Source organism: Flavobacterium sp. 22659 (assembly GCF_052044235.1).
Lineage (GTDB): Bacteria > Bacteroidota > Bacteroidia > Flavobacteriales > Flavobacteriaceae > Flavobacterium > Flavobacterium johnsoniae.
The window spans coordinates 143,726-168,697 of sequence record NZ_JBQEMU010000012.1 but is presented as its reverse complement, the minus strand read 5'-3'; the positions used below and the strand labels follow the sequence as shown (position 1 = coordinate 168,697).

At 34.8% G+C, this 24,972-nt stretch carries 20 protein-coding genes and 1 pseudogene; 13 read left to right on the top strand and 8 right to left on the bottom strand.

Annotation, left to right across the window (positions count from 1 at the left end):
- The 4 genes from ACTJIW_RS13860 to ACTJIW_RS13845 all read right to left on the bottom strand — a co-directional run.
- The coding region (locus ACTJIW_RS13860) for a contractile injection system protein, VgrG/Pvc8 family (RefSeq protein ID WP_440718455.1) at positions 1-1,379 on the bottom strand (1,379 nt) is incomplete at its 3' end.
- A 14-nt stretch (positions 1,380-1,393) separates the two neighbouring features.
- Positions 1,394-1,867 (bottom strand): hypothetical protein, encoded by a 474-nt coding sequence (locus ACTJIW_RS13855; RefSeq protein ID WP_440716790.1) that lies wholly within the window; start codon positions 1,865-1,867, stop codon positions 1,394-1,396.
- A gap of 258 nt (positions 1,868-2,125) precedes the next feature.
- The gene (ilvD, locus tag ACTJIW_RS13850) at positions 2,126-3,814 is read right to left on the bottom strand and encodes a dihydroxy-acid dehydratase (protein WP_012025204.1); all 1,689 of its coding nucleotides are present in this window, start codon (positions 3,812-3,814) and stop codon (positions 2,126-2,128) included.
- Positions 3,815-3,860: 46 nt separating this feature from the next.
- Positions 3,861-4,430: a Crp/Fnr family transcriptional regulator gene (locus tag ACTJIW_RS13845; RefSeq protein WP_440716789.1), complete on the bottom strand. Its 570-nt coding sequence runs from the start codon at positions 4,428-4,430 to the stop codon at positions 3,861-3,863.
- 269 nt (positions 4,431-4,699) lie between these two features.
- Here ACTJIW_RS13845 and ACTJIW_RS13840 point away from each other — a divergent pair, with 269 nt between their 5' ends.
- The 5 genes and pseudogenes from ACTJIW_RS13840 to ACTJIW_RS13820 all read left to right on the top strand — a co-directional run bounded on the left by ACTJIW_RS13840 (position 4,700) and on the right by ACTJIW_RS13820 (position 9,252).
- Positions 4,700-5,077 carry a hypothetical protein gene (locus ACTJIW_RS13840; protein WP_012025202.1) on the top strand — a complete coding sequence of 126 codons (378 nt, stop codon included), beginning with the start codon at positions 4,700-4,702 and terminating at the stop codon, positions 5,075-5,077.
- A 118-nt stretch (positions 5,078-5,195) separates the two neighbouring features.
- A pseudogene (locus tag ACTJIW_RS13835) lies at positions 5,196-5,657 on the top strand (IS1595 family transposase); the annotation flags it as partial.
- A gap of 148 nt (positions 5,658-5,805) precedes the next feature.
- Positions 5,806-6,609: a DUF2490 domain-containing protein gene (locus ACTJIW_RS13830; protein ID WP_440716788.1), complete on the top strand. Its 804-nt coding sequence runs from the start codon at positions 5,806-5,808 to the stop codon at positions 6,607-6,609.
- A 262-nt stretch (positions 6,610-6,871) separates the two neighbouring features.
- The gene (locus ACTJIW_RS13825; RefSeq protein WP_012025197.1) at positions 6,872-7,234 is read left to right on the top strand and encodes a BlaI/MecI/CopY family transcriptional regulator; all 363 of its coding nucleotides are present in this window, start codon (positions 6,872-6,874) and stop codon (positions 7,232-7,234) included.
- Entirely contained in the window at positions 7,231-9,252 is a 2,022-nt protein-coding gene (locus ACTJIW_RS13820) for a M56 family metallopeptidase (protein ID WP_440716787.1), read from the top strand. Before ACTJIW_RS13825 ends, ACTJIW_RS13820 begins: the two co-directional genes overlap by 4 nt.
- A 90-nt stretch (positions 9,253-9,342) precedes the next feature.
- Here ACTJIW_RS13820 and ACTJIW_RS13815 read toward each other — a convergent pair whose 3' ends face one another.
- Positions 9,343-10,794 (bottom strand): FAD-dependent oxidoreductase, encoded by a 1,452-nt coding sequence (locus tag ACTJIW_RS13815; RefSeq protein ID WP_440716786.1) that lies wholly within the window; start codon positions 10,792-10,794, stop codon positions 9,343-9,345.
- A 253-nt stretch (positions 10,795-11,047) separates the two neighbouring features.
- Between ACTJIW_RS13815 and ACTJIW_RS13810 the strand changes: the two genes are divergently transcribed.
- From ACTJIW_RS13810 to ACTJIW_RS13800, 3 genes are all read left to right on the top strand, one after another.
- Entirely contained in the window at positions 11,048-11,242 is a 195-nt protein-coding gene (locus ACTJIW_RS13810) for a hypothetical protein (RefSeq protein WP_440716785.1), read from the top strand.
- A gap of 188 nt (positions 11,243-11,430) precedes the next feature.
- Positions 11,431-12,066 carry a hypothetical protein gene (locus ACTJIW_RS13805; RefSeq protein WP_440716784.1) on the top strand — a complete coding sequence of 212 codons (636 nt, stop codon included), beginning with the start codon at positions 11,431-11,433 and terminating at the stop codon, positions 12,064-12,066.
- A gap of 116 nt (positions 12,067-12,182) precedes the next feature.
- Positions 12,183-12,635 carry a hypothetical protein gene (locus tag ACTJIW_RS13800; RefSeq protein ID WP_012025192.1) on the top strand — a complete coding sequence of 151 codons (453 nt, stop codon included), beginning with the start codon at positions 12,183-12,185 and terminating at the stop codon, positions 12,633-12,635.
- 79 nt (positions 12,636-12,714) lie between these two features.
- On the opposite strand, the gene ACTJIW_RS13795 is transcribed toward ACTJIW_RS13800, so the two are convergent.
- Both ACTJIW_RS13795 and ACTJIW_RS13790 read right to left on the bottom strand, forming a co-directional pair.
- A complete protein-coding gene (locus ACTJIW_RS13795; RefSeq protein ID WP_012025191.1) occupies positions 12,715-13,935 on the bottom strand; it encodes a DUF763 domain-containing protein in 1,221 nt (406 codons plus the stop codon).
- A gap of 69 nt (positions 13,936-14,004) precedes the next feature.
- Positions 14,005-14,556, bottom strand: coding sequence for a GNAT family N-acetyltransferase (locus ACTJIW_RS13790; protein ID WP_012025190.1), 552 nt, complete (start codon positions 14,554-14,556; stop codon positions 14,005-14,007).
- 368 nt (positions 14,557-14,924) lie between these two features.
- Between ACTJIW_RS13790 and ACTJIW_RS13785 the strand changes: the two genes are divergently transcribed.
- From ACTJIW_RS13785 to ACTJIW_RS13765, 5 genes are all read left to right on the top strand, one after another.
- Positions 14,925-17,870: an Ig-like domain-containing protein gene (locus ACTJIW_RS13785; RefSeq protein WP_440716783.1), complete on the top strand. Its 2,946-nt coding sequence runs from the start codon at positions 14,925-14,927 to the stop codon at positions 17,868-17,870.
- Positions 17,871-18,299: 429 nt separating this feature from the next.
- On the top strand, positions 18,300-20,990 hold the full coding sequence (locus ACTJIW_RS13780; RefSeq protein ID WP_440716782.1) for a PAS domain-containing sensor histidine kinase: 2,691 nt from the start codon (positions 18,300-18,302) through the stop codon (positions 20,988-20,990).
- 2 nt (positions 20,991-20,992) lie between these two features.
- A complete protein-coding gene (locus ACTJIW_RS13775; RefSeq protein WP_440716781.1) occupies positions 20,993-21,445 on the top strand; it encodes a response regulator in 453 nt (150 codons plus the stop codon).
- Positions 21,446-21,567: 122 nt separating this feature from the next.
- Positions 21,568-23,340, top strand: a complete 1,773-nt coding sequence (locus ACTJIW_RS13770; RefSeq protein WP_440716780.1) for a mechanosensitive ion channel family protein — start codon at positions 21,568-21,570, stop codon at positions 23,338-23,340.
- A 271-nt stretch (positions 23,341-23,611) separates the two neighbouring features.
- Positions 23,612-24,214, top strand: coding sequence for a murein L,D-transpeptidase catalytic domain-containing protein (locus ACTJIW_RS13765; RefSeq protein WP_440716779.1), 603 nt, complete (start codon positions 23,612-23,614; stop codon positions 24,212-24,214).
- Positions 24,215-24,322: 108 nt separating this feature from the next.
- On the opposite strand, the gene ACTJIW_RS13760 is transcribed toward ACTJIW_RS13765, so the two are convergent.
- Positions 24,323-24,835: a hypothetical protein gene (locus ACTJIW_RS13760; protein WP_012025184.1), complete on the bottom strand. Its 513-nt coding sequence runs from the start codon at positions 24,833-24,835 to the stop codon at positions 24,323-24,325.
- Between the last annotated feature and the right edge of the window lie 137 nt (positions 24,836-24,972).

Sequence of the window (24,972 nt, the reverse complement as noted above, 5' to 3'; positions counted from 1 at the left end):
GTGCTGAAACCGCTTTTTTCTTTTCTGCTGGTTATGGTTCCTATTGCAATAGGCAGTTCGGCATTATTGCCCTGAAAATCTACAAAAACTGTATCGCCAATTTCCGGCAGCGTATGGTTTCCTCTGGCATCGCCTCCGTATTTCTGCACGAAGGGAATATAAGGAGTGGTTTCGCCTTTGGCTTCCTGCCACGGCATCTGCACCTGTATGCCGCTGAGTCCGTCCGGGTCCGCATTGCCCGTTACAACAGCAGTCTGGCTTCTGCAGAACGGCACTAAATCAGGATCGGTCTGGGGAGAGAATACAGAACCGTTAAAGTTTACGGCTGTAAAATAATTTTCATAACCGCCTCCGTCGTCGCAAATGTGGGTTATCTGTGTTACGCGGTAGGAGCTTTCCAGCTGTACGTCGACACCCGCTATCCTGACTTCGTTTCCTATCGTAATTCCCGGAACTTCGCTGGAGGCTTTTACTTCTGTTAAACGGCTTAAAATAGCACGCATTTTGTTTTTGGCATATTCTTCTGAGGAACGTCGTGCAGATCCTCCGGCAGGATTCTGGTTAAGCTGTATTATGGTTTCTTTATTAAAGAACTCATTAGACTTATTTAAAAAGTTCTGCTGAAAACCATCGGCTTCCCTTCTGTATTTTAAGGTTTCATCGGTTCTGTAACTGCCGTCTCGGTTGTCATTTTCTATTACTTTAAACATTGCCGGCATGAGTTTAATGGTATAATCAAAATCCTGCATGTTTACCCCGTAAACTAACTGGGGCTGTCCGCCCACACCGCCGGGGCTTCCAAAAACAGTGGTGCGTCCGTTATAATACAGCCAGTGTCCGTTTCTTTTTGCCAGACGGTTTAGAAAAGAGAAATTACTTTCGTTATACTGCACCGTATAAGGCAGGTTTTCTAAATAAAATGGTCTTACATCCATATCAATATCACAGCCTGATTTTACTTTGGTTACAATATCGCTCAGGGTCATATTGGTAAAAGAACTGCATTCGGGACCGTTTTCGAGTGCTATCGTGGAGCTTTTCCCTTTTATTACGATAATTTCTTCTATATCTTTTACACGGGATTTCTTCAGTTTTACTTTGGTTACCACACCATAGAACTGCATGGTGTAATGTTTAAGGTCTGCGCCAATCATGAGATCTTCCAGACCGTCTATAGGTTTTATTTCGATGCTGATTTTCTCGCCGTACAGTTTTTGTGAAAAAGGCATCACACTTTTAAACTCGTCAACTAATAAATCCTGTCGTACTTCAAATGAAAAAGTATGATGATCGTGGATGGTTTGAAATATCTTTAATTTATTGAAATTGGTAATCCTGATTTCGCCTACTTTAATGGTGGTTATTGTTTGTAATGCCATGCTGGTTGTTTTAATTAATTACTGGATATATATGCTTCTATCTGAGGATGATTAGAGGATTTGAATTTTTGAAAAACAACAAAATATTTATCGGTCTTATCGCCGCTGTTTTCAAAAAAATACATGCCGTTTGTTACTCTCTCAATTCCGTAATGAGGGTTTTCGAATTGTTTAAAATAGCTGTATGCCATTTCTATTACGGCTTCTTTTGTAGTGAAGTAATGAGTTGTGCCATGACTGGTAAATGAATCTCCAGGCTTTGGATAATAGATTTTACCATTTATAATTAATTCTTTGGGAATGGTCAGCCAGACATTATCATTTTTGTCTTTAAAATAAAATAGAAAATCTGCGGAGACATTAAAAAGAGTACCGTTGTCTGTGTCTAAAATAGCAGCAGTTTTACGGGTTTTATAGTCACCATTAGTTACAATAGGTTTTCGATACTTTTGGCTTAGTAAATTTTGGAGTAATTCCTGAGACTGCATATAATTACTTTAAATTGGTTTGATAGTTTAGTAAATATATGCCTGGTTGAAACTGTTAATTAGCCCCTAAAAGGTATTTTTATAACAGAATAAGGTATTTTTTGAAGCAGAAAGGAAATTTTGTTTGTTAGAGTAAGACTCAATTGAAAAGTGTGATAGTAGATTTTTTTGCAAACTTTTAGATTACGATATTTCTTAAAATAAAAAAACTTCCCATAAGAAACGAGAAGTTTTCGGTTTTCAATAGTATTTAAAATCTTATAAATCAGTTTTTAAAATGGCGCCATTACTTGCATTGGTAACTAAAGCTCTGTACTGCCCAAGCCATTTTGAGTTTAATACTTTTTTTATGGGTTGAAAAGCGGCTTTTCTGGTTTTAATTTCTTCATCAGATAAGTTAACCGACAAGATATACTGATCGACATCTATATGAATTTCATCGCCGTCTTTAAGCAGGCCAATCATACCGCCTTCTGCAGCTTCGGGAGAAACGTGTCCAATAGAAGCGCCTCTTGTAGCACCGCTGAACCTTCCGTCTGTAATTAAAGCTACAGAACTTCCTAGTCCCATACCCATAATTAAGCTCGTTGGAGCCAGCATTTCCTGCATTCCGGGACCGCCTTTTGGACCTTCATATCGAATAACAACTACATTTCCGGCTTTTACTTTTCCCATCATGATTCCGGCAATGGCTTCGGCCTGACCGTCAAAACAAACTGCTTTCCCTGTAAAAACTCTTGCGCCTGTAAGTCCTGCTGTTTTAATTACAGCGCCTTCTTCTGCAAGATTTCCATATAAAACAGCAAGTCCGCCCACACTGCTGTACGGATTATCTATGGTATGAATAATTGTCGTGTCTTTAATTTCTGCATTATCAATTTTTTCCAGTAAAGTTTCGCCGCTTATAGTTAGGTTATCAATTAAAACACCAGAACCTCTTTTGTTCATTTCTTTCATAACCGCATTAACGCCTCCGGCTCTGTTTATGTCTTCCATGTGAACGGTGCTTAAGCTTGGTGATATTTTAGCAATATGCGATACATTGCCGGAAATGGTATTAATGTCTTTTAGTTTAAAATCTACATTGGCTTCATTTGCAATGGCAAGCATGTGCAGAACGGTGTTGCTGCTGCCACCCATAGCCATGTCAACCGCAAAAGCATTTCGTACCGCATTTTCGTTTAGAATGTTCTTTAGTTTAAACTTTTCAATATCGTGCTGGTCTTTTGCAATGGCACAAATTCTTCGTGCTGCCTTGCGGTATAATTGTTCTCTTTCCGGAGTTTGAGCCAAAATAGTTCCGTTGCCGGGCAGTGCAATTCCCATGGCTTCCATTAAAGTATTCATAGAATTTGCCGTAAACATTCCAGAACAGCTTCCGCCGCTAGGGCAGGCATTGCATTCAATATCGTATAATTCTTCATCTGTAATGCTTCCTGCTTCATGTTTTCCAACGGCTTCAAAGGCTGTAGCCAGATCAATTGGAGTACCATTTTTTGTATATCCTTTCGACATTGGCCCGCCGCTTACAAAAATAGTAGGAACATCAACCCGCAGAGCGCCCATAATCATTCCCGGAACGATTTTGTCGCAGTTAGGAATGGCAATCATAGCGTCGAGTTTATGTGCATTCATAACACTTTCGATAGAGTTGGCGATAATTTCACGGCTTGGCAGTGAGTACAGCATTCCGTCGTGGCCCATTGCAATTCCGTCGTCGATTCCAATTGTATTGAACTCAAAAGGAACACAGCCGTTTGCCCTGATTTCTTCCTTAATAATTTCAGATACTTTATTCAGGAAAAAATGCCCCGGAATAATTTCAATAAACGAATTGGCAACGCCGATAAATGGTTTTCCAAAATCTTCATTTTTTAATCCTGTTGCTCTCAATAAGGATCTGTGTGGGGTTCTTTGAACTCCTTTTTTTACTTCATCGCTTCTCATTATATGTTTTTTTGTTTTTTGAATTGGTGTACCGAAGTATAAAAAGTTAAATCTGCGACTTTATGCGACTTAATGTTTCCGGAGAAATATTAAGATAAGCGGCCAGATTTACATTTGATAATCGCTGTATAAGTTCTGGATTGTTTTTAAGAAGATTACGGTAGCGTTCGGCAGCATTTTGAGTTAGTAAACTGCTGAGTTTAGAGGTTATTACCGTTAAACCGTATTCAAGGATATAGATATACATTTTATCCCATTCCGGTATTGTTTTTCTAAGGTGAAAAAAATCATTATAGGAAATAACCAATAATTCGGAGTTTTCTACGGCTTCAATATACTCAGGTGAAGGTTCTCTTGAAATAAAACTGACTATTGAAGTCAGAAATGTATTTTCAAAAGCCATAAATCGGGTCGAAATACTATGATCGCTGTTACTGTAGTATAAACGCAGACAGCCTTTATTGATAAAGAATATACGGTCTGCCGTTTCATCTTTTTCTAATAATAATTCATTTTTTGTAACGCTGACAGGTTTAAAACAGGCCAGAATTTCGTTGAGCTGTTCTTCTTTTATCGTGGTTTTCTTTTGGATTAATGCTGCAAGTATCTCTTTCATTTCCTCAATTTGCTTTTTTTAATTGCAAAATTATTCCAAATGAATTTTATAAACATTGACATTTATCAAAATCGTACTTTATTCTTCAAAAAAATGCCGGATTTCCTGATTTGACCCAAATAATTAATCTGATTTTTTAGGAATAGTTAATTACTGAAAAAAAATAAATTTAGGTACGCATTACGGATAATTAAATAGAATGAGATCTATAATTTTGTGTAAAATCTAAGAGAAAAAGATTCTTGAACCCTAAATAAAACTAAAAACATATGTCTGATTTTTTAAAACAATTTGGAGAAGACCTTAAAAAAAATATTCCAGGTTTCATCGCAGTTTCTGTAGCAGAAATTCAAAGCGGAATGTCGTATTTTTCACTTTCAACTGTAAGTGATTTTGATCCGGAACTAGCTTCGGCTTATAACCTTGAAGTAGTTAAGGCAAAAATGAATGCTATTAAGGCTTTAAAAATAACCGATCAGGCTATTGATAATATCATGATTACGCTTACATCTCAAATTCATATTCTTGACGTTTCAGACAATGGTGATTATTTTATCTACCTGGCTGTAGATTCTACAAAAGCAAATCTTGGAATGACAAAATCGATTTTGAATAAATACAAAAAAGAGATTACCCAAAAACTGTAATTGCCTAATTTATAATTTTAAAAGAGGATTTTCTATTTTGAATTTCCTCTTTTTTATTTTATACCATTTTTTGTCTGCGAAGATTGATTTATATTTAGTCCGTAAACAAATTTAGTAAATGGAATTACGGAAGTACTTCGAAAAATACCACGACGAAGAAACCTGCATTGAAGAATTAAGAGACAAACGGCTGCAAAATGGTTTGTCTTGCAGGAAATGCTCACATAATCAGCATTCGTTTCGAAGAGTTGATTTAAAATTTCAATGCAAAAAATGCGGCAGCAGAATGAGTCTGCGGTCGGGAACCGTGATGGAAAATTCAAATCTGCCTATAAAATACTGGATGATCTGTATTGAATTGATGACGCTTTCTAAAAGAAAATTTTCCATATTGCAGATTCAGTATTTATTAGGTCACAAACGCTACGAACCTATTTGGTTAATGGTGCAGAAAATACGTCTGGTAATGCAAAAGAGAGACGAAAAATATACTTTGCGTGCTTATTCTGAATTCGATTCTGAATTTCTTAAGGAGATCGACAAACTGACCTACAAAAAGAAAACTAAAGATACCAGCGAAAACTGACTGGGAAATATTAATTACATCGAAAACTTTGTTTCATGTTATAATCTGCAACCTGTAAATTTCAATACATACTATCTGCAGCTTTTATCTTTGTTACACTTCTATCAGGAATTTTTCTTTTTAGATGTGTAAATCGAAATTTATGAGCACGATTAAAAAAGGTTGTATTATACTGTTTTGTGTCTTGGCTTTGCAAATTTTAAAAGCTCAGGACGCGCCTTATTCAATAGGTTTTATACCGGCCTCTATTGAAGAAATCGATGTTGCGTTTCCTATTTATGACAAATGGCATTTAAGCGGACAGGCCGATGTACAGTTGGTTACACAAGGTGCTTACACAAATGGAAATCCGTTTGAATATACACAAAGAGTAGTAGTAAGACCGTGGCTGATATATTCCGGATTTAAAAATATCAAATTATGGCTGGGTTATGCGCACAATCAAAAATATGCTGTAGAAGAAGCCGGAAACTACGAAACTCTCGAAAACAGACTTATTGTAATGGGAACTTTTTCTCAGGAAATGCCCAAAGGATCTATTTTTGAGCAGGTTCGTTTTGAAACTAAATTTTTTGATGACAGAACCGGAACTCCTCAAACAATTCCAAGAATAAGAGCAAGATTCGGCGTAAATCATTATCTGCGTCAAACCAAAGAAAAACCATTGTTTCTGGCTCCCAATTTAGGATATTATACAGAGCTGATGCTGAAATTTGCTTCTAAAGATTATGCGAAAGAACATTTTGATATTTTTAGATTGTCTGTGTATTATAGTGCAGGGATAACGCCAAATATCCATTTTCTGGCTGGAATAATAGGGCAGATGCAGCTTCGCACAAACGGAACCCAGTTTGATGTGTATTACGGGCCTATGGTTTCTGTAAAATACAGTATCAGACCAAAAGAAAGAGAAACTTTTGACAGCGTTGACGGCGGTGCTGATTAGAATTGTGTTTTAAATAAAATATTAAATATAATGGGTTGGCTTTTAATCCTGTTTAGTTAATCTAAACAGGATTTTTAGTTTATTAGAAATTGTTATTCTAAAATTTTTGTGTTAATTATTTTGTAATCAATATTTTATGTGGTTTTTAAATTTGAAATTTAATAGCGAATTAAATAGTATTACTAACGTATTAGTTAAAAAACTAACAAATTAGTTTGTCTACTAATTAATTAGTAGTATCTTGCATCAAAATATTTCAACTATGATAAAATTAGCCAAACGAGAAGAACAGATCATGCAGGTATTTTGGGATTTAAATAAAGCTTTTATACGAGATATAATCCCGCTGCTTCCAGATCCGAAACCACATTACAATAGTGTGGCCACAATAGTAAAGATTCTGGCCGAAAAAGGTTTCTTAAGTTTTGAAACTGCCGGAAATATGCATTGCTTTTTTCCAATAATAAGCAGGGAAGAGTACCAGCAGTTTGCTCTTAAAGATATTGTCAGCCAATATTTTGATAACTCATATCCGAGAATGTTAGCTTTTTTTGCAAAAGAACAAAAGCTTTCAGATAAGGAATTAGATGAAATTGTGAGCATCATTAAAAAAGAAAAAATATGATACCTTATATCTTATACACCGCGCTTATTCTTTCGGCTTGTTTTTTGTTTTACAAGCTGCTGCTGCAAAAAGAAACCTTTTTTCATTTGAACAGATATGTACTGCTTTTTTGTATGGTATTGGCATTTACAATGCCTTTAATTCCGGTGCCGCAGCAATTATCATTTAGAAAAAATGCAGCAGAAAAGTCTATTGAGACTGCAAAAATCCCAACAGGAACTGCTGCGACTCAAACATCAAAAGAAAAATCTATTCAGCCGGCGCCTGTTGAGGAGACAAAACAAGTAATCAATGTTGATGTCTTACTGCAGGGTATAATTTATTTATACTGGTTTGGCGTGGTAATATTTGGTCTTAATTTTTTAATGCAGGCCGTTATATTGCTTTTTAGATCCTATTCAGGATCTGTAATTCAGGATGGAAAGTTTCGTATTGTTGAAATAACGGGTGATAAAGCGCCGTGTTCTTTTGGTAATAACATTTTTATCAATCCTGAAAAGTACGAATGGGAAACCTACAACCAAATTCTGCTTCACGAAAAAATCCATATTGAACAGAAACATACTATAGATCTTCTGCTTGCAGAGGTTGTTTTGGTTTTTCAATGGTTTAATCCGTTTGCCTGGCAGTGGCGAAAAGCACTCGAAACTAATCTTGAATTTTTAACCGATGATCAAATGCTGCAGCACGATACGGTTGAAAGAGAAAGTTATCAGTTTAGTCTGTTAAAAGTAGCTGCGCCGCAATTTCCTTTGAGTCTTACAACTAACTATAATCAATCATTATTAAAAAAACGAATCATCATGATGAACTCAAAAAAATCAAATGTGCACACCACATGGAAATATTTTTTCCTTGTGCCGCTAATGGTGCTTTTTGCCTGCCTTTTTAATCAACCGGCAGCGCAGAGCCAGTCTTTAAATTCTAAAGGCGAATCGAAACAAAATGTTATCGTTGAAGATGAAATGAAAACCGATGGAAACTGGTTTGCCGTTATCAAAGGCGATTCTATAGAAATCAGCTTTAAAAGCGATGAACATAGCAATTCTTCGCATACTTTTCAATTACGTGAATTAAGCGGTATTCCGAGAGATAAACAAGGCGATTTTACTTTGACTCGTGAAGCCGGAACTATGAATTTTAATGGGAAATTTGAAGGCGACAAAGGAATGGGGACTTATAAATTCACTGCAAATAAAGATTACAGCACTGCTATGAACAAAGAGGGATTAGATATTAAAAAAGATAATGATCTAATGGTGTTCTTTTTAATTAATATCAAAGTCTCTTATGTGCAGATGCTTAAGAAAAACGGCTTTAATAATTTAGATAAAGATCAGGTTATTCCCCTTGCAGCTTTAGATGTAAATGAAGCTTATATAACTTCAATCAAAAAAGCTATTCCGGATATTGATTTAGAAAATCTTGTTCCTTTTAAATCATTAGGAATAGACAAAGCTTTTATTGAAGAAATTCGCAGTTCAGGTTATAAAAATGTTAGTCCAAGTAATATTATTGCCTTAAAATCTCAGGGTATTGACGGAAAATATATCAATGATTTCCGCAGTTCAGGTAAAAAAAGCGATAACGTTGAAAATAACAACAGAAATAATAATGATGACAACGACGATGATGATATCATTGCTTTTAAAGCATTAAATGTGGATAAAGCTTTTATTGATACTTTTAAAGTATTAGGATATAATAATCTTTCAAACGGTGATCTTATTGGTTTTAAATCATTAAATGTAACTCCAGAATACGTTAAAAGTTTTCAAAATGCGGGTTATAAAAACATTTCGGCAGAAAATCTAATGGCTTTAAAATCTCAGAATATTTCACCAGATTTAGTAAAAGAATACAAAAGTCTAGGGTTTGACAATCTTGATCTCGAAGAAATTGTGGGAGCAAAAGCAATTGGTACAACTCCGGCTTATATTAAATCGATACGTGCAAAAGGGCATGATTTTAAAAGTCTTGAAAAATATATTGCTTTAAAAGCGCTGGCTAATAATTAATTATTTGAATCAGCTTTAAAAATACCTCAGTTGTAAAACTAAAAAAGCCCAAACCTAAACAGGAATGGGCTTTTTTATATAATGAGTTTTCTATATTCCTTTTTTCTTTAAACAGCGGCCTCTTGGTTCGTCGCCTTCGTAGAGTACAATTTCCGAATGTAAAAACTGAGCTGCATCTGCAGAGCCTTTTACTTTTATAGCACTGCGTTCTATCATTTCAGTTTCAAATTCTGTTAATACACTTTCCCTGATTCCAATTTCTTTCCATTGAGAATTTCTGCATGCTTTTACGATTCCTCTTGCTAATGTCAGCGCGTCTAATAATGCCTGATTGGCTCCTTGTCCTTTAAACGGACTCATTGGGTGAGCAGCATCGCCAATTAAAGTTACTGAACCGGCATTTTTTAATAAATCTGACTGCAGCAATTCGCGGTCATAAACAGGATATCCTGAAATCTGGGCTTCTTGGGTTGTCATTAAAATCTGCGGAATAGGATCGTGCCACTGTGTTCTGCGGCAGGCTTCTTCTTTGAGTGCTTTTTGACCTTTTGCACTTAATATTTTTGCATCGTTTTCAGACATTGGAAAACTAAGCTGCCACATTATAGAATCTGATTTGTAAGGCATAATGTAGATACGCTCATTGCCGTTTGCCGTTTGAAACACCGTTGCACCGTCGAGCAAAGGGCTTTCTAGATTTTCAAGAGCACTCAAAGGACAGATTCCTAATATTACAATGCAGTCCAAATAACGTAAAGGCGTAATTTCATCGCCAATCAGCAATTTTCGAATAGAACTGCGAATTCCGTCAGCACCAACAACAAGATCTGCTTTACAATTTTTAGTTTCGCCGTTTACCTGAAAATTGAGGTCAACATTTTTATCATTTTGGTTAAAATCAATTAATTGATGTCCCCATTGAACTTTATCATGTCCGCCAAGCTGTTCAAGCAAAGACAAACGCAAAGACTGTCTGGCGATATGCATATTAGTTCGTTTAGAAGTTGTTTTTGCATTAGACTGCAGCCATTTTCGAATTCCCCATTCGCCAATAACTTTTCCTTCTGTAGTATGAACCAAGTGTCTTGTCGAAATAACTTTTTCATCTAACGAAAAAATACCTAAACCTTCGATTGCCTTACTAGCCTGCTGTAAAGTAAGTCCGTAACCCTGAGAACGGGCTTCGAAATCAGCATCACGTTCAAAAAGTGTAAAAGGAATTCCTCTGTGCAAACAAGCCACAGCGAGAGCCGTACCGCCAATACCAGCACCAATAATGGCAATATGAGGCAGGTTTTTATTGTCTGGTTCAGGAAAATTTAGCGAAGAAACCAAACCAGATCCGTTGCATTTTGTGCAGGTGTATAAGTGTGCTTTTGGACGAACAGGAGCTTTGCCTTGGCTGTTGTTTTTTTGAAATAAATCTAATGCTGTTTGATAATCACGACGGGCTTTATTGCTTAGTCCGCGGTTTTTTTTACCACTTCCTTGGCATTCTTTACAAATAGTCCAGCTTGTTTTTTCGTTTTCTGATTTTTCCACTTTCTCTTATTTTACCGGACTTTAAAACGTGAATTTTTCTGCGTTTTCAGGTGTGCAAATTTATGACAAAAGATGGGCTTGTCAAAAAAGGCTTCAAAATTTAGGAATTTAGATTGTATTCTGCTTGTAATGGTTTAATATTAAATAATTTGTGTTTTGTTTTGAAAGTATATTTTATAACTTTTACATATGATTATGTAAGTGCCGTTTTTTGTATTTGAAGTAATTTTATTAAAATTTAAAACTACAAATTATGGGCACAAATAATCAAAATCCGAATGCTGCTAAACCAAGCGGATCAGATAATCGAAGCGATACGAGAAAACATCAATATAGAGATCATGATGAAATTTTAACAAATGATGAAAATTATGATGTTGATACTCATGAATTTAAAGGCGAAGAGCCAGATTTTGACGATAAGTTGAATAACGAAGAAAAAAAATAAAATAAAAGTCTCAATTTTTTGAGACTTTTTTATTTTCGATGATAGAAAAGGACTAATTAGAAGATTCTTTATAATTTTTGACAAAAATGAAGAAGTAAAAAGAAACTATGATTTGATTTTTATAGATTTGTAAACTCTCAGATTTTTTCTAAAAAAAGTTGAGAACCATATTATAAAATTTTATTACAATGAAATCTGTTACTCCACTATTTTTATTTTTAATGTTCATCTGTTCAACCTCGTATTCTCAATTAAGTTCAGATAAAATATTCGAAAGCTTTAAGCAGGGAGAACGTACTAACTGCTCATCAATTGCTTTTATAAAAGCCTCTTTAAATGTTTACGGATTAGATAATCTTTTTGAAACTGAAAAAATAGATGATAATCTGCAAAAGATAACATTAAAAAATAATGCCTCATTTAATTTAAAAAGTGAAGAACTAAACAAAGCTAAGATTTCTGCAGGATTTGTATTTATCAAGGATAACTGCGACAGCGAAAAAATAACTGACTATGCTGTTTTGACTTATGCTGTAATGGCAAAATACAAACAAATCATTGATAAAGAGAAAACCTTTGATGAAGCGTTGGAAGATTTAGAAGATGGTACAGTTTATACGCCGACAATTTATAAGTATTTGGGTTTTAAGCTGGGAAAACAAATCGAAAAATTAGGAAGACAGGAGGGAAGTGAATTTTGCGGCGTAGTAGCATGGTCAAAAGCACATGCAGTTTTTGTATGTGAAGAATTTATGGATTATTACGGAAACAAAAAAAGTATTTTTATTAAATATCCCGGCCGTTTTAGAATAATTAAGTCTTAAAAAGACAGAAAAAAGCCAATTGTTAAAGTTTTCTAAAAAAAAGAAAATAATAAAGTTGCAATTTAACTTAATTTGCATATTTTTGCCCTAACCAAGAACCTATTAGATCTACGAAAATGAAGAGCAAAATTATTTTTTTAAGTGTCCTTTTCTTCTTGACAACGGCAGCTGTTTCGGCACAGGCAAAAAACGCCCCAAGAAGTATCATCAGTACAACAGCCTTAATCCGTAAATACCACGATCAAAAAGAATTGAGCGGTATGCAAAAAGGAGAACTATTGGAATTGTACATTGAGCGTATTAAAGTTTTAGTTAAAACGCTTCCTTATATTGCTTTGGTTACTAAACCTGGTGTTACGATGGCAGATTTAGGTATTCCAGACGATGGAGATCACAAAAAAATATTAGACAATCAAGCGGTTGGAACATCAACTTTCTTAGATACTACAGTAGAGTTTCAAAGAAAAATGATGCCTTACTCTGATAAAGGAAACCTTATCGCGGCGATTTTATTCTACGAAAACACATTAAAATCTTTACACGAGTTTAATGAATTAAACGAAATGTAATATTTTTTATAAAACAAAAATAAAACCTTCAAAGTCAGTTGATTTTGAAGGTTTTTTTATGATTAAGCTTTTTGAAATCTTAAAATAATTCAAGCTGATTATTTGTATTTGGAGGTCTTTTTTTAGGAGGTTTAGCATCGCCAAAAACAGTTTTTCCTCCATATTTATACGATTCGTTTCGTTCTTTTTGAATCAAAGCATCAAAATTAGAATTGGGCGTAAAACTCTGTTCCGCTTTTCTGGATATTTCAGATAATTTTTTAATTGCTTCAATCTTGTCGCCATTGCCAATTTTAGCTCGGTTAATTGCCCGCTGTAATGTATTTATAGTTTCATCATATATAGTTACAGGAACCGGAAACGGATGTCCGTCTTTACCTCCGTGTGCAAATGAAAAGCGCGCAGGATCTTCAAATCGGGTAGGAGTGCCGTAAATAACTTCGCTCACTAATGCGAGTGATTGTAAAGCTCTTGGTCCCATTCCTTTTAAAAGAAGTAATTCTTCAAAATCCTCGGGTTTATTTTCGTGTGTTGCCCAAAGCATTGCACCAAGTCTTTTCATATTTACATCTTCCATTCTCACGTCATGATGAGCAGGCATAGAAAGATACTGCATTTCCTTCATGATTTTTGCAGGAGATTCTTTAGATAATTCTAAAATTCCCTCTCTGGATTTTGAGGCAGCCTGAGCGGTAAGGTTTAAAATTGTTCCCTGATTTTCTCCATAAATAAAGGTATGAGGCTCTTCAATAAAAGATTTTAAATCCTGTGAATGCCAATGATATCTTCTGGCAGTTTTAGAATCGGGGTTCATTCCCTGCTGAATGACAGCCCATTGTCCCATATTATCAACAATAAAATTATGCTGATACAATTGAAAACCATCCTGAATGGCTGTATTATCTACTTTAGCAGCAAGTTTACTGCAGTTTGCAAGGTTATTTCCGTCAAGCCCTGTTTTTTCGCCTACAAATAAAAGTTCTTGAGGAGTTAAAAGCGAATGTTTGCCTTTTCCTCCGCAAATGTAAATTCCAAGTTCTTTTGAATGCGGATTGACAGATTTTTTTAAGGCACCAAGTACAGAAGTAGTAATTCCGGATGAATGCCAGTCCATTCCCATAACAGCTCCAAAACTTTGAAACCAAAACGGATTGCTTAGTTTGCTTATCACTTCAGAAGTAGAAAATTCTAAAGCAATCGTTTCTACAATTGCCAGGCCAAGCTTAGACATTCGTTCAGAAAGCCATAACGGCACTTGTCCATAATGTAATGGAAGATCTGCTGTACCGGAACGTTTCATGGGAGTATTGAATTTTTACAAAATTACGAAAAAAAACTTTTATTAATCGTTTGCCATTCAAAGCCTTGATTACTTTCGTTCTTCCCATTCTCTTTTTAACATTGCATATTGAAATTCACTTCCCCATTTCCCTTTAAAAAATATGTTTTCTATAAAATGACCTTCTTGCTTAAAACCGACACTCTGCAATAGTTTAATAGAAGCAGTATTCTCTGCATCGACTATTTCGACTACACGGTGTAATTTTATTTCATTAAACAAAAAAGTCAAAATGCCCAATAAAGTTTCTTTTGCAAACCCTTTTCTTTGTTCCAGATGCGAAATTGTAATTCCAATTTCGGCAATTCTTGTGTCGTATTGATCAAGTTTAATGGCGCAGTCGCCAATTAGCTGTCCGGTTTCGCGATTTTCAATTGCATATTGCACCCATTCACCGGCTTTTCCAAAATATTTAGCAGCGTTTTCTGTTATAAACTCTTCTGCCTGTTCTAAATTCATAACATCAAAACCCTGGTATTTTGTAACTTCAGGATTCGAGCGGTAAATAATAAAGTTAGATAAATCATGTATGTTGAGATGTCTTATAATTAGACGGGGCGTTTCTATATGCAATGGCGTCATTGTTGGTATTGGTTAAGATTTTTTGCAAGTTATGAAAGTACATTTTTAATTTAATGCTTCGGATTAATTTTTATTAGAATAAATAATACTCAGTTTTATTTTTAAGAAAAGAGAATATTATAATTTATGATGTTAAAAATTTTCATATTCTTATTAATTTGAATAAAAATTATGAACTTCTTATCTAGATAAGTTCTTGATTTTTTATTTATATTAAAATTATATTTACTTGATTTTCAGTATTTTATTTATTGGAAAACGTTTTAGATATCTTGATTTTTATTCCACTTTTTTTGTAATCTTTTTTTTAGGTCTAGTTTCGTTATAATCCTATTTCTAGGAACTAACTATTTAAAAAACCGAAAATTATGAGAAAACAATTACATGGTATTTTATTTAAAAGAGAAAAAAGCCGCCACTTTATAATGTGGATTTTTTTCGTTCTCTTAACTTCAAATTTGTATGCGCAGCGAGGTTATTATGATGCAGCTTATAAAAGATACGAAGCAAACTTAGGACAATTGTCTAATGGAGCTTCAGTAACTGCAAAATCGTATAATCAAGCTGATTTACAGTCGGAAGCTTCAGATCAAATTTGTGTGAATATGTCTGCATCAAACGCAGCAGTTCAATGGACGTTAACTGAGGCTGCAGACGGACTCGTTATTCGATATAGCGTTCCTGACGGTCAGTCTGGAACAATAGGCGTATATAATGGCAGTACAAAAATTACAACGCTTACTTTGACTTCGACATGGTCATGGGAATATTTGTGGAGTAATGGAAATCCAAATAACAACGGAATTACAAACCAAAATCCAAGAATGCGTTTTGACGAAGTACGTTATAAACTTCCAAGTAAAATACCAGTATCCGGAACATTGCGTTTGGTAAGAGAAACGGGTAATATTCACTTGGATTTTGCTGAAATGGAACCAATTCCTGCTGCAGTAACAGCACCTTCAGGTTCTGTTACTTATACAGGAAACGGGAGCGATCTTCAAACTTTTATTGATGCCAACGGCGGTAAAAAAATATTTGTTCCAAGCGGGGTTTATAATGTCAACCGCGAATTGTATTTTGGTGCTGCCAACACCTCTTTAGTTGGAGCGGGAATGTGGTACACGCAGATTAATTTTACCAATACCAGCAGCGGTAACGGAGGATTGAGAGCCAATGCAAGTAACATTTCTTTTTCAGATTTGTATTTAACCACAAATTCTGCTTCAAGAAGTAATTCTTATAAAGCGATAAATGGTGTATTTACGTCTGGTTCTACAATAAAAAATATCTGGGCAGAACATTTTGAATGCGGTGCATGGATTGCTCAATATAATGTTGGCGGACCTGCAATTGCAGATGGATTTACCTTATCGCACTGCCGTTTTAGAAATAATTATGCCGATGGGATCAACCTTTGCAAAGGAACGGCAAATTCTATTGTTGAACATTGTAATTTTAGAAATAACGGTGACGACGATCAGGCAATCTGGTCTGCTAACGGACAGGAATGTATCAACAATACTTTTAGATATAATACGTCAGAAAACTGCTGGCGTGCCTGCGGACTGGCTATTTATGGCGGAAAAAATAATAAAGCTTACAACCTGATTATTAAAGACAATCTGGAAGCAGGTATTCGTGTGAGCAATAATTTTGACGGCGCACCATTTAACAATGACGGAAGCCATGAAATACATGATATTACAGTAAGCACATGCGGTACTTTTAATGATACGTATAACAATCCTGTTGCGGCGGTAGATATTTTCAGCGCCAGTAATGCCGGAACTCAGGTTAAGAACGTTCAGTTGTATAATATCGATATTTTAGATTCAAGAAACGATGCCATTTCTATAAGCAAAAGATCTGGAGACGGTATTTACAATCTTAGTTTTAAAAACATTACAGTTAACGGAACAGGGAAAGAATATCCAAACAACAATGCTCTTAACAGAAATTGGGGCAGAGGTTATTTTGTACTTATTGCGGGTTCTCCAAACGGAAACGGAACGTATTGTAATATGAATTATTCTAACAGAGGAGGAAATGCATCAGCTAATGAAGAAATTAGTGCGATTGGCAATTTTTCATGGACACAAAGCAGTAACTGTTCTGTAACAAATGTTCCGGTAACAGGCGTAACAATTGCGCCAACAACAGTAACTCTGGGCGCTGGCGCAACACAACAATTAACGCCGACTATTGCTCCTGCAAATGCAACAAACAAAAATGTATCGTATAGCTCTAATAATACTGGCGTGGCAACAGTAAATGCATCTGGTTTAGTTACTGCGATTGCATCCGGATCTGCCACAATAACGGTTACTACACAAGATGGAGCTAAAACAGCATCATCGGTAATTACTGTAAATTCATCAGCTGTAGCTGTAACAAGCATTAGTTTAAGTCCTAATGCTGCATCATTATCAGTGGGAGGAACACAACAATTAACACCAACTGTTCTGCCTTCTAATGCGACAAATAAATCGGTAAGTTATAGTTCAAACAATACAGGTGTTGCCACAGTAAATGCTTCAGGACTTGTAACGGCTGTTGCTAACGGAACAGCAACAATTACAGTCACCACAGCAGATGGAAACAAAACCAGTACAGCCTTAATTACGGTAAGTACAGCTACAGGAAGTTATTTTACCATTAAAAACAAATGGACGAATAATTATTTATATGATGCAGGGGCTAATGTAGGTTATGGTGCAACTGTTGCAAATAACAATTACAAATGGGAAAAAATAGCTGTAGATGCCACAAACTTTATCTTGAAAAATGTAGGTACAGGAGATGTAATGCATATTGAAAATTTAACAGGATCTGTACAATGTACAGCAGCAGGTTCTGACTGGTGGAGCGCACAATGGTCAACCGAAAATGTAGACGGAACCTGGGTAAGAATCAAAAACAGATGGCAGACAGGCAGTATGATTCATATTGAAAACCTAACAGGTTCTGCTCAATATGTAGGAGCTCAAAATAGCTGGGAAAGTGCACAATGGCAGTTTCAGGCAGCTTCGGCATCAAAAAAAATCAATGAAGCTGAAATAACAGCCGAAAATAATACTGCAGTTAGTATTTATCCGAATCCGGCAGTTAATAATGAATTTAACATTGCATTACCTGAGTTAAGCCCAGACGATACAGCAACAATAACGGTTACAGATATAAACGGAAGAAAAGTTTTAGTAAAGAAACTGAATTCGTCAGCAAAAATTAATCATGATTTGGCTTCTGGAATTTATGTTGTTACAATTCATTCAAATGCTTTAAATATTTCTAAAAAACTGATTGTGAAATAATTTGCATTAATATTTTTTTAATTTAAATAAATCCAATAACCCTTATGCAGCATGCATAAGGGTTTTGTTTTTTTAAACGAAATAAACAGCCAGCATAAAATTTTGTAAATATTAATGGTAATTATATAAATGTAAACCAAAAGTGGTAATTTATATTTGATTTGTTATCTGTAGCTCAAATGAAATCATTCAGAACAATTGTTCACCTTAAAAAGAATTTTCAAGAGATTTGAATACTTCATATTTTTAAATTTAAAGCATTCATTTTTCATACGTATTCAGCTTTAAGACTTGATAGAATATACGGGGCGGCTTGTAATAATTTTAATTTTTATACTGTCTGTTTTTTTTTAAAATATTCGACGGTAATAAAGTATATTTGACAATTAGCAGTTAAGGCAATTAAGCTTTTTTAGATATTCTACAGCAATGGGGTTAACAGGTAATGATGAACTTTTTTATACAATTTTTAACTCTGCGGCAAACGGTCTTATTGCACTGCGGCCAGTATACAATAAAGAAAAAATTGAAGATTTCTTACTACTGTTCTGCAATTCCCGTATTCAAGAATATTTTGAAGTTGAAGAATGTAAAGACCAGCTTTTTACAGATATTTTCAAACGTTATGATGCAGATATTCTCATCGAAAAATTCACCGAAACTCTAGTAAATAGAAAAAACTCTACTTTTGAAATCAGTTTTGAAATTGGAGAACAATTATATTGGTTTCGCTTTACAGCAGAAGAAAAAAACGGTTTACTAATCGTTACTGTTGAAAACATAACTGAATATAAAACAAAGAGAAACAATCTTATTGCCGCACTAACAGCGATTGAAAAGCAGGAAAGATTTTATAATTCCATTACCAATACCACACCAGATTTAGTGTATGTATTTGACCTTGCATATAATTTTACGTATGCCAACAAAGCTTTGCTGGATATGTGGGGTAAGTCAGCGCAAGATGCTATAGGTAAAGGCTTAAGAGATAACGGTTACGAAGAATGGCACGCAGTGATGCATGAAAGAGAAATAGACGACGTTGTTGCTAATAAAAAAATGATTAGAGGCACCGTATCCTTTCCTCACGCAGAATTAGGACGAAGAGTTTATGACTACATTTTTGCTCCGGTTTTTAATAAGCAGGGAGAAGTAGAAGCGATAGCCGGAACAACACGCGATATTACAGAAATAAAACTGGCGGAAGAACAGCAGTTTTTAGCAAGAAAAAGGATAGAAGAAAGTGAATCCAGACTGCAGTCTATGATTCACCAGACACCTTCGGCTACATTGGTGCTTATGGGAGCAGATTTGGTAATCGAGCAGATTAATAGACAAATGCTTGCTTTAATTGGCCGTGGGGAAGAAATTATAGGCATGCGGTTGATTGATGTTCTTCCGGAATTAAACGGGCAATATGTTTGGACACAGGTGCAGAACGTTTACAATAAAGGAATTCCTTTTGATCAGGCAGAAGTGCTTGTTCAGCATAACCGAACAGGAGAAATGCGCGACTATTATTATAATCTGGCCTATCGTCCTTTAGTTCAGGATGGGGTGATAACAGGAATGATTCAGGTAGCAGAGGATGTGACAGAACAGGTTACGGCAAGAAATAAAATGGAAGAAAGCGAAAAGCGTTTCAGAGCTTTAGTAAATGCTTCTTCAGATTTTGTGTATCGTATGAATGCAGACTGGACTGTAATGAGAAGTTTAGAAACACTGGATTCTTATGCATCTGAAGGCGAACCGGTTTCTAACTGGATTAACAGTTATATTCATCCTGATGACCGGAAAAAGGCTTTGAAACTTATATCTGAAGCAATAGATAATAAAAGTATTTTCCAATTAGAACATAGAGTTCTAAATGCAAATGGTACTATTGGCTGGAATTTTTCCAGAGTAGTTCCTATATTAGACGATAATAATACTATCATTGAGTGGTTTGGTGCCGCAAGTGATATTACTTCACAAAAAGAAGTACAGCAGATTATTAATGAAAGTGCAGAAAATTTTCGACAGCTTGCCGATTTGGTACCTCAGATTATATGGACAAGCAGGCCGGATGGTTTTATTGATTATTATAATAAGCGCTGGTACGAGTATACGAATTTGAAAGAAAATGAATATGGTGATTCGAGCTGGATTTCTGTATTACACCCGGATGATGTAGAATTAGTTAAAGATAATTGGTATGAGAGTATCCAATCTGGTAATTTTTATCAGCTTGAATTTCGATTAAAAGATAGTGTTACAGGAGAGTATCGCTGGTTTTTAAGTAAAGCTGTTCCTATCAGGGATGCATCAGGAGCTATTACAAAATGGTTTGGTACATGTACAGATATTCATGAACAAAAAACTGCTACCGAAAAATTAGAAGTCCTGATAAACGAACGTACACGGGAACTACAGCGTTCTAATGAAGACTTGCAGCAGTTTGCTCATGTCGCTTCCCATGATTTAAAAGAACCGGTACGAAAAATAAAAACTTTTATAAGCAGGCTTGAAGATAATCTTGAAGGAAAACTCGATGACTCGGCAAAGAAATTCATTGACAGAATACACGTCGCATCAGATCGAATGTTTAACATGATAGAAGGTGTTCTGGCATATTCTAAAATAAATGCAGATCAGCAGAAACCAACAGTAGTGGATCTAAATGAAGTTTTAAAAAATATTGAAACCGATTTAGAAGTTTCTTTACAAAAAACAGGCGGTGAAATCTATTACGATAATCTTCCTGTGCTGGAAGGCGCACAGGTATTATTGTACCAGCTTTTTTACAACCTGATTAATAACTCTATTAAGTTCGCTAAAGATGATGTTCCGGTTAAAGTAAAATTATCCTCAAAAATAATAAAACAACAGGATAATGATTTTGCCGTTATTACTGTAGAAGATAATGGAATTGGTTTTAACGAAAATCAGGCAGAAAGAATATTCGAAACTTTTACAAGACTTAATTCTAAAGATTCTTACGAAGGTACAGGTCTGGGATTATCGCTCTGTAAAAAAATAGTTGAACGCCATGCAGGAACTATAACTGCATCGGGAAGTCCATATAATGGAGCAGTATTTACTATAGTGCTTCCTTTGAAACAAGAAGAAAATGATATTTAAATATGAATAAAAAAATAATTTTGCTGGCTGACGATGACAGGGATGATATAGAAATGTTTTGCGAAGCCTTAGAAATGGTTAATGAAAATGTTATCTGCGAGTGTGCAGAAAACGGCGATCAGGCATGGCGTATGCTAAACGACATGAATGAAAAACCGCAGCTTATCTTTCTGGATATTAATATGCCTATTATGAATGGATGGGAATGTCTGAAATTAATAAAAAAAGATGAAAATTATCAGGATATTCCCGTGATCATAATTTCAACATCTTCACATAAAAATGATATGGAGACGGCTTCTAAGCTGGGAGCACTAGGTTATTTTGTAAAACCAAATGATTTTAATGATTTAAAAAGTATGCTCAAAATTATTACCTCTAATGAGGGAACAGATTTAAGTGATGCTTTACATAATCTGCAAAACAGTGGTTCAAAATACATTTTTCATTTGTAAAAGAGTTCAAAACAACCTTTATTTTAAAGTTTAGAATAAAAAAAGTATTGCTTCTTTTTCCTGTAGAAAGATTTCTTTTCTCTTCTATATTTCTTATTTTTAGTATTCTAAAATAAGAAAGCATGATTTTAAGTGTCCAGCGTTTACTGTCCTCTTTGCTTTTATTAGCAGCATTACTGATAAATTCTAATGCAGTTACAGCCCAATTATTGGGTTCAGCAAAAACTACAACAGAAGAACCGGTAAAAGTCCCGGAAGATTCTTTGGGAAGAAGAACACCTCAAGGAACAGTTAATGGATTTATTAAAGCTATTGGCGAGCAGAATTACCTGCGTGCCAGCCAGTATCTTGTACTAAGTAAACGCTCTTACCGCAAAGCAACCGAAAGAATACGCATAGTAAAAACATTTCAACAGCTTTTAGATCAGGGCGGTAATCTTTCGCCGTCATCCATTATTAGCAATAAAGAAACCGGACGGACAGACGATGATCTGGCAACGGGTGTAGATCTTGTAGGAAATATTTCTACGGGTAAAGAAACCATACAGCTCTATTTAGAAAATCAATCAGATGACAGCCAGCCCGCATTATGGCTTTTCTCTGCAGAAACTGTAGAATCAATACTTTCAGCTGATATTAGAGGAGAAAAAACTTTTTTAGATCGTATTCTTCCGCATTATTTAAAGGAACGAAAATTAGGAAACGTTCCTATAGGTCATTGGGCAGTAGTAGTTGTCATGACGATTTTGTCCTATTTATTGGCCAGAATATTAATTTTCGTAATAGGTTTTGTGATCCAAAAACTATGGAAAAAAGCCGATACAGAAAACGGAACAGCAATTATAGAGGCATTAACACTGCCGGTTCACATGTATCTTACCGTGATTTTGTTTGTCGCGTTTACACAGCGCATGGGAATTTCCATAGTCGTCCGCCAGCGTTTTAGTATTATTATAATCACCATCGGAATCGTAGCTTTTTTAATACTGCTTTGGAGAATGACCGATTTTGTAAGCATGTTTGCGCGAAGCAGAATGAGCAGGAAAGGCCGAATTTCTGCCATATCGGCGATTTTGTTTTTGAGCCGTACTACTAAAGCTGCCATTGTTTTTGTTGGAATTATTGCAATTCTCGGAATTATTGGTGTAGATGTTACGGCAGGACTTGCGGCACTTGGTATTGGAGGTATCGCCCTGGCTTTGGGAGCACAGAAAACTATAGAAAACTTTGTTGGCAGCGTCAGCCTTATTGCAGATCAGCCATTAAGAGTAGGCGATTACTGCCGGGTTGATGATATTAAAGGAACAGTTGAGTCTATTGGAATGCGGTCTACCACACTTCGTACTTCTGCTAGAACTATTGTAACTATTCCTAACGGACAATTATCGGCTAGTAAAATAGAAAATTTTGCCCATCGCGACCGTTTTATATTTAATCCGGTATTTACCTTTAGGATGGAAACAACTCCTGACCAAATGCGTTATCTTTTAGTAGAACTAAGATCTTTGCTGTATGCTCATCCTGCAGTTTTAAATTCTCCGCCTATAGTTCGTTTTACAGGAATAACAGCAGATGCTTTAAAAGTTGAAATTACGGCATATATAGAAGCATTAAATTTTGATATCTCTCAAGAAGTACAAGAAGATATCTTGCTTAGAATGATGGATATTATAGAAGCAAGCGGAACATCATTAGCCTATCCGTCTCAAACATTGTATATGGCTCAAGATAGTTCACCTTCAAATGAAAAAGCCGCTGCAGTTGCAGAAACTGTTAAAAAATGGAAAGAAAAAAATGAGTTGCAGCTGCCTAAATTTGATCCTAAACGTGTTGAAGAAATAAAAGACAGTATTAAATACCCTGGAGAAGGCAGTTTTAAGCCAAAAGAAGATTGATTTTTTTGATATGTCTATGTGTATGAAGTAATTAGAATTTGATATAAAAAATGTTTTTTGAAGAATATTTTATAAGATTTTTTGATTCAAAATTTCAAAATATCACATAAAAAGTGTTAAAAGTTGCTGTAAACGTCAAGTTTTCAAATATTTATAATATATTTAACACTGCAAACATGGGAATTCTGTAAAATTTGTGCATAATTTTGCAATGTCAAAAAACTTGATAGGAGTCCCAAACTGCTTTTAACTTTAATTTTACTGTCTTAATATGAGAATATTTTTTATGGCACTGCTTTTTTCTTTAAGTTCGTTTACCACTTACAAGACTGCGGACAATAAAGAAATTTTATCTGAACTGGAAATGATAAGACTTACAGAGCATGTAAATGAAATCAAAACATTTACTGCTTCAAATCATGGCTACAATAAGAAAATTGCTTTTCTTGTAGATATGAAAATCAAATCAGGTAAAAATCGTTTTTTTGTATACGACTTACAAAATAACCAAATTATCGATCAAGGACTAGTTGCACATGGTTCAGGGTCAGAAACCGGAATAAAAGGTGATATTCTTCAATTTAGCAATGCCCCAAATTCTAACTGCACATCATTAGGCCGTTATTGTGTAGAAAAACCTTATAAAGGTGTTTTCGGAAAAGCATTCAGATTGAGCGGTATGGATGAAACGAACAGCAATGCTTTAAAAAGAGCTATCGTACTGCATTGCTACAAAGAAGTTCCAGACGATGAAAAAGAATACTACATAATAAACAGTCACGGCTGCCCAATGGTAAGTGAACTTTTCTTTAAAAGACTTGAAAAAATAATTGACAGCTCAGATTCTAAAATCATGCTTTCAGTTTATTATTAAAAATCAGAATGCAATTTTTAGCAGAAACTGCTAAAACAAAATATCAAATACAAAGGGAGCTTATACAGCTCTCTTTTTTTATACATCATTCCGCGTCATTTTTGAAAATTAAATTATTCCTTTTTTTCTAATTCGATATACTTTTAAAGTATCCATCGCTCTTTTAAAACAAGGTTTGTTTAAAACTAAATTTCTGATATCAATTCCAAAAGCTCTATTTCTCATTTCCTTATTTGACAGTGCTTTAGTATCAGAACAATTCGGTCTGTAATTAATTCTAATAGTATTTAAGATTTTGCCTTCTTTAAAAAATTCAATTTGATCTTCAGAACTCGGCATAAGCCAATAACATTCAGGATAACTGTAATCACCTCTAATTTCATCTATTTTGTTTTTAGAGATAGAACTGAGCAGTTTAATACTGTCGTTTTTAGTAAATAAAATAGTGTCCAGATTTTCTTGTCCGCGGTAAAATGTTCTAACTGTTTTATTTTTAAAATCAAAAGCAACACATTTTTCATATTTAAATAAAATTGAAATATCAGTATCTGGTTTCTGTTTTGTATTGCATGAACTAAAAATTAAAGCGATAATAAGTAAGGGTAAAATGGTATTTTTCATGTTGTGAAAATTAATAAATTACTTTTTGTTTTCAATTATCTTTTCATTTTGAGCAGCTGTTTTATCATTTTGATAGGCTTTTATAAATAGAAAATAAACTGTCTTTTTTATTATATTGATAATCAATGTATTTTGTT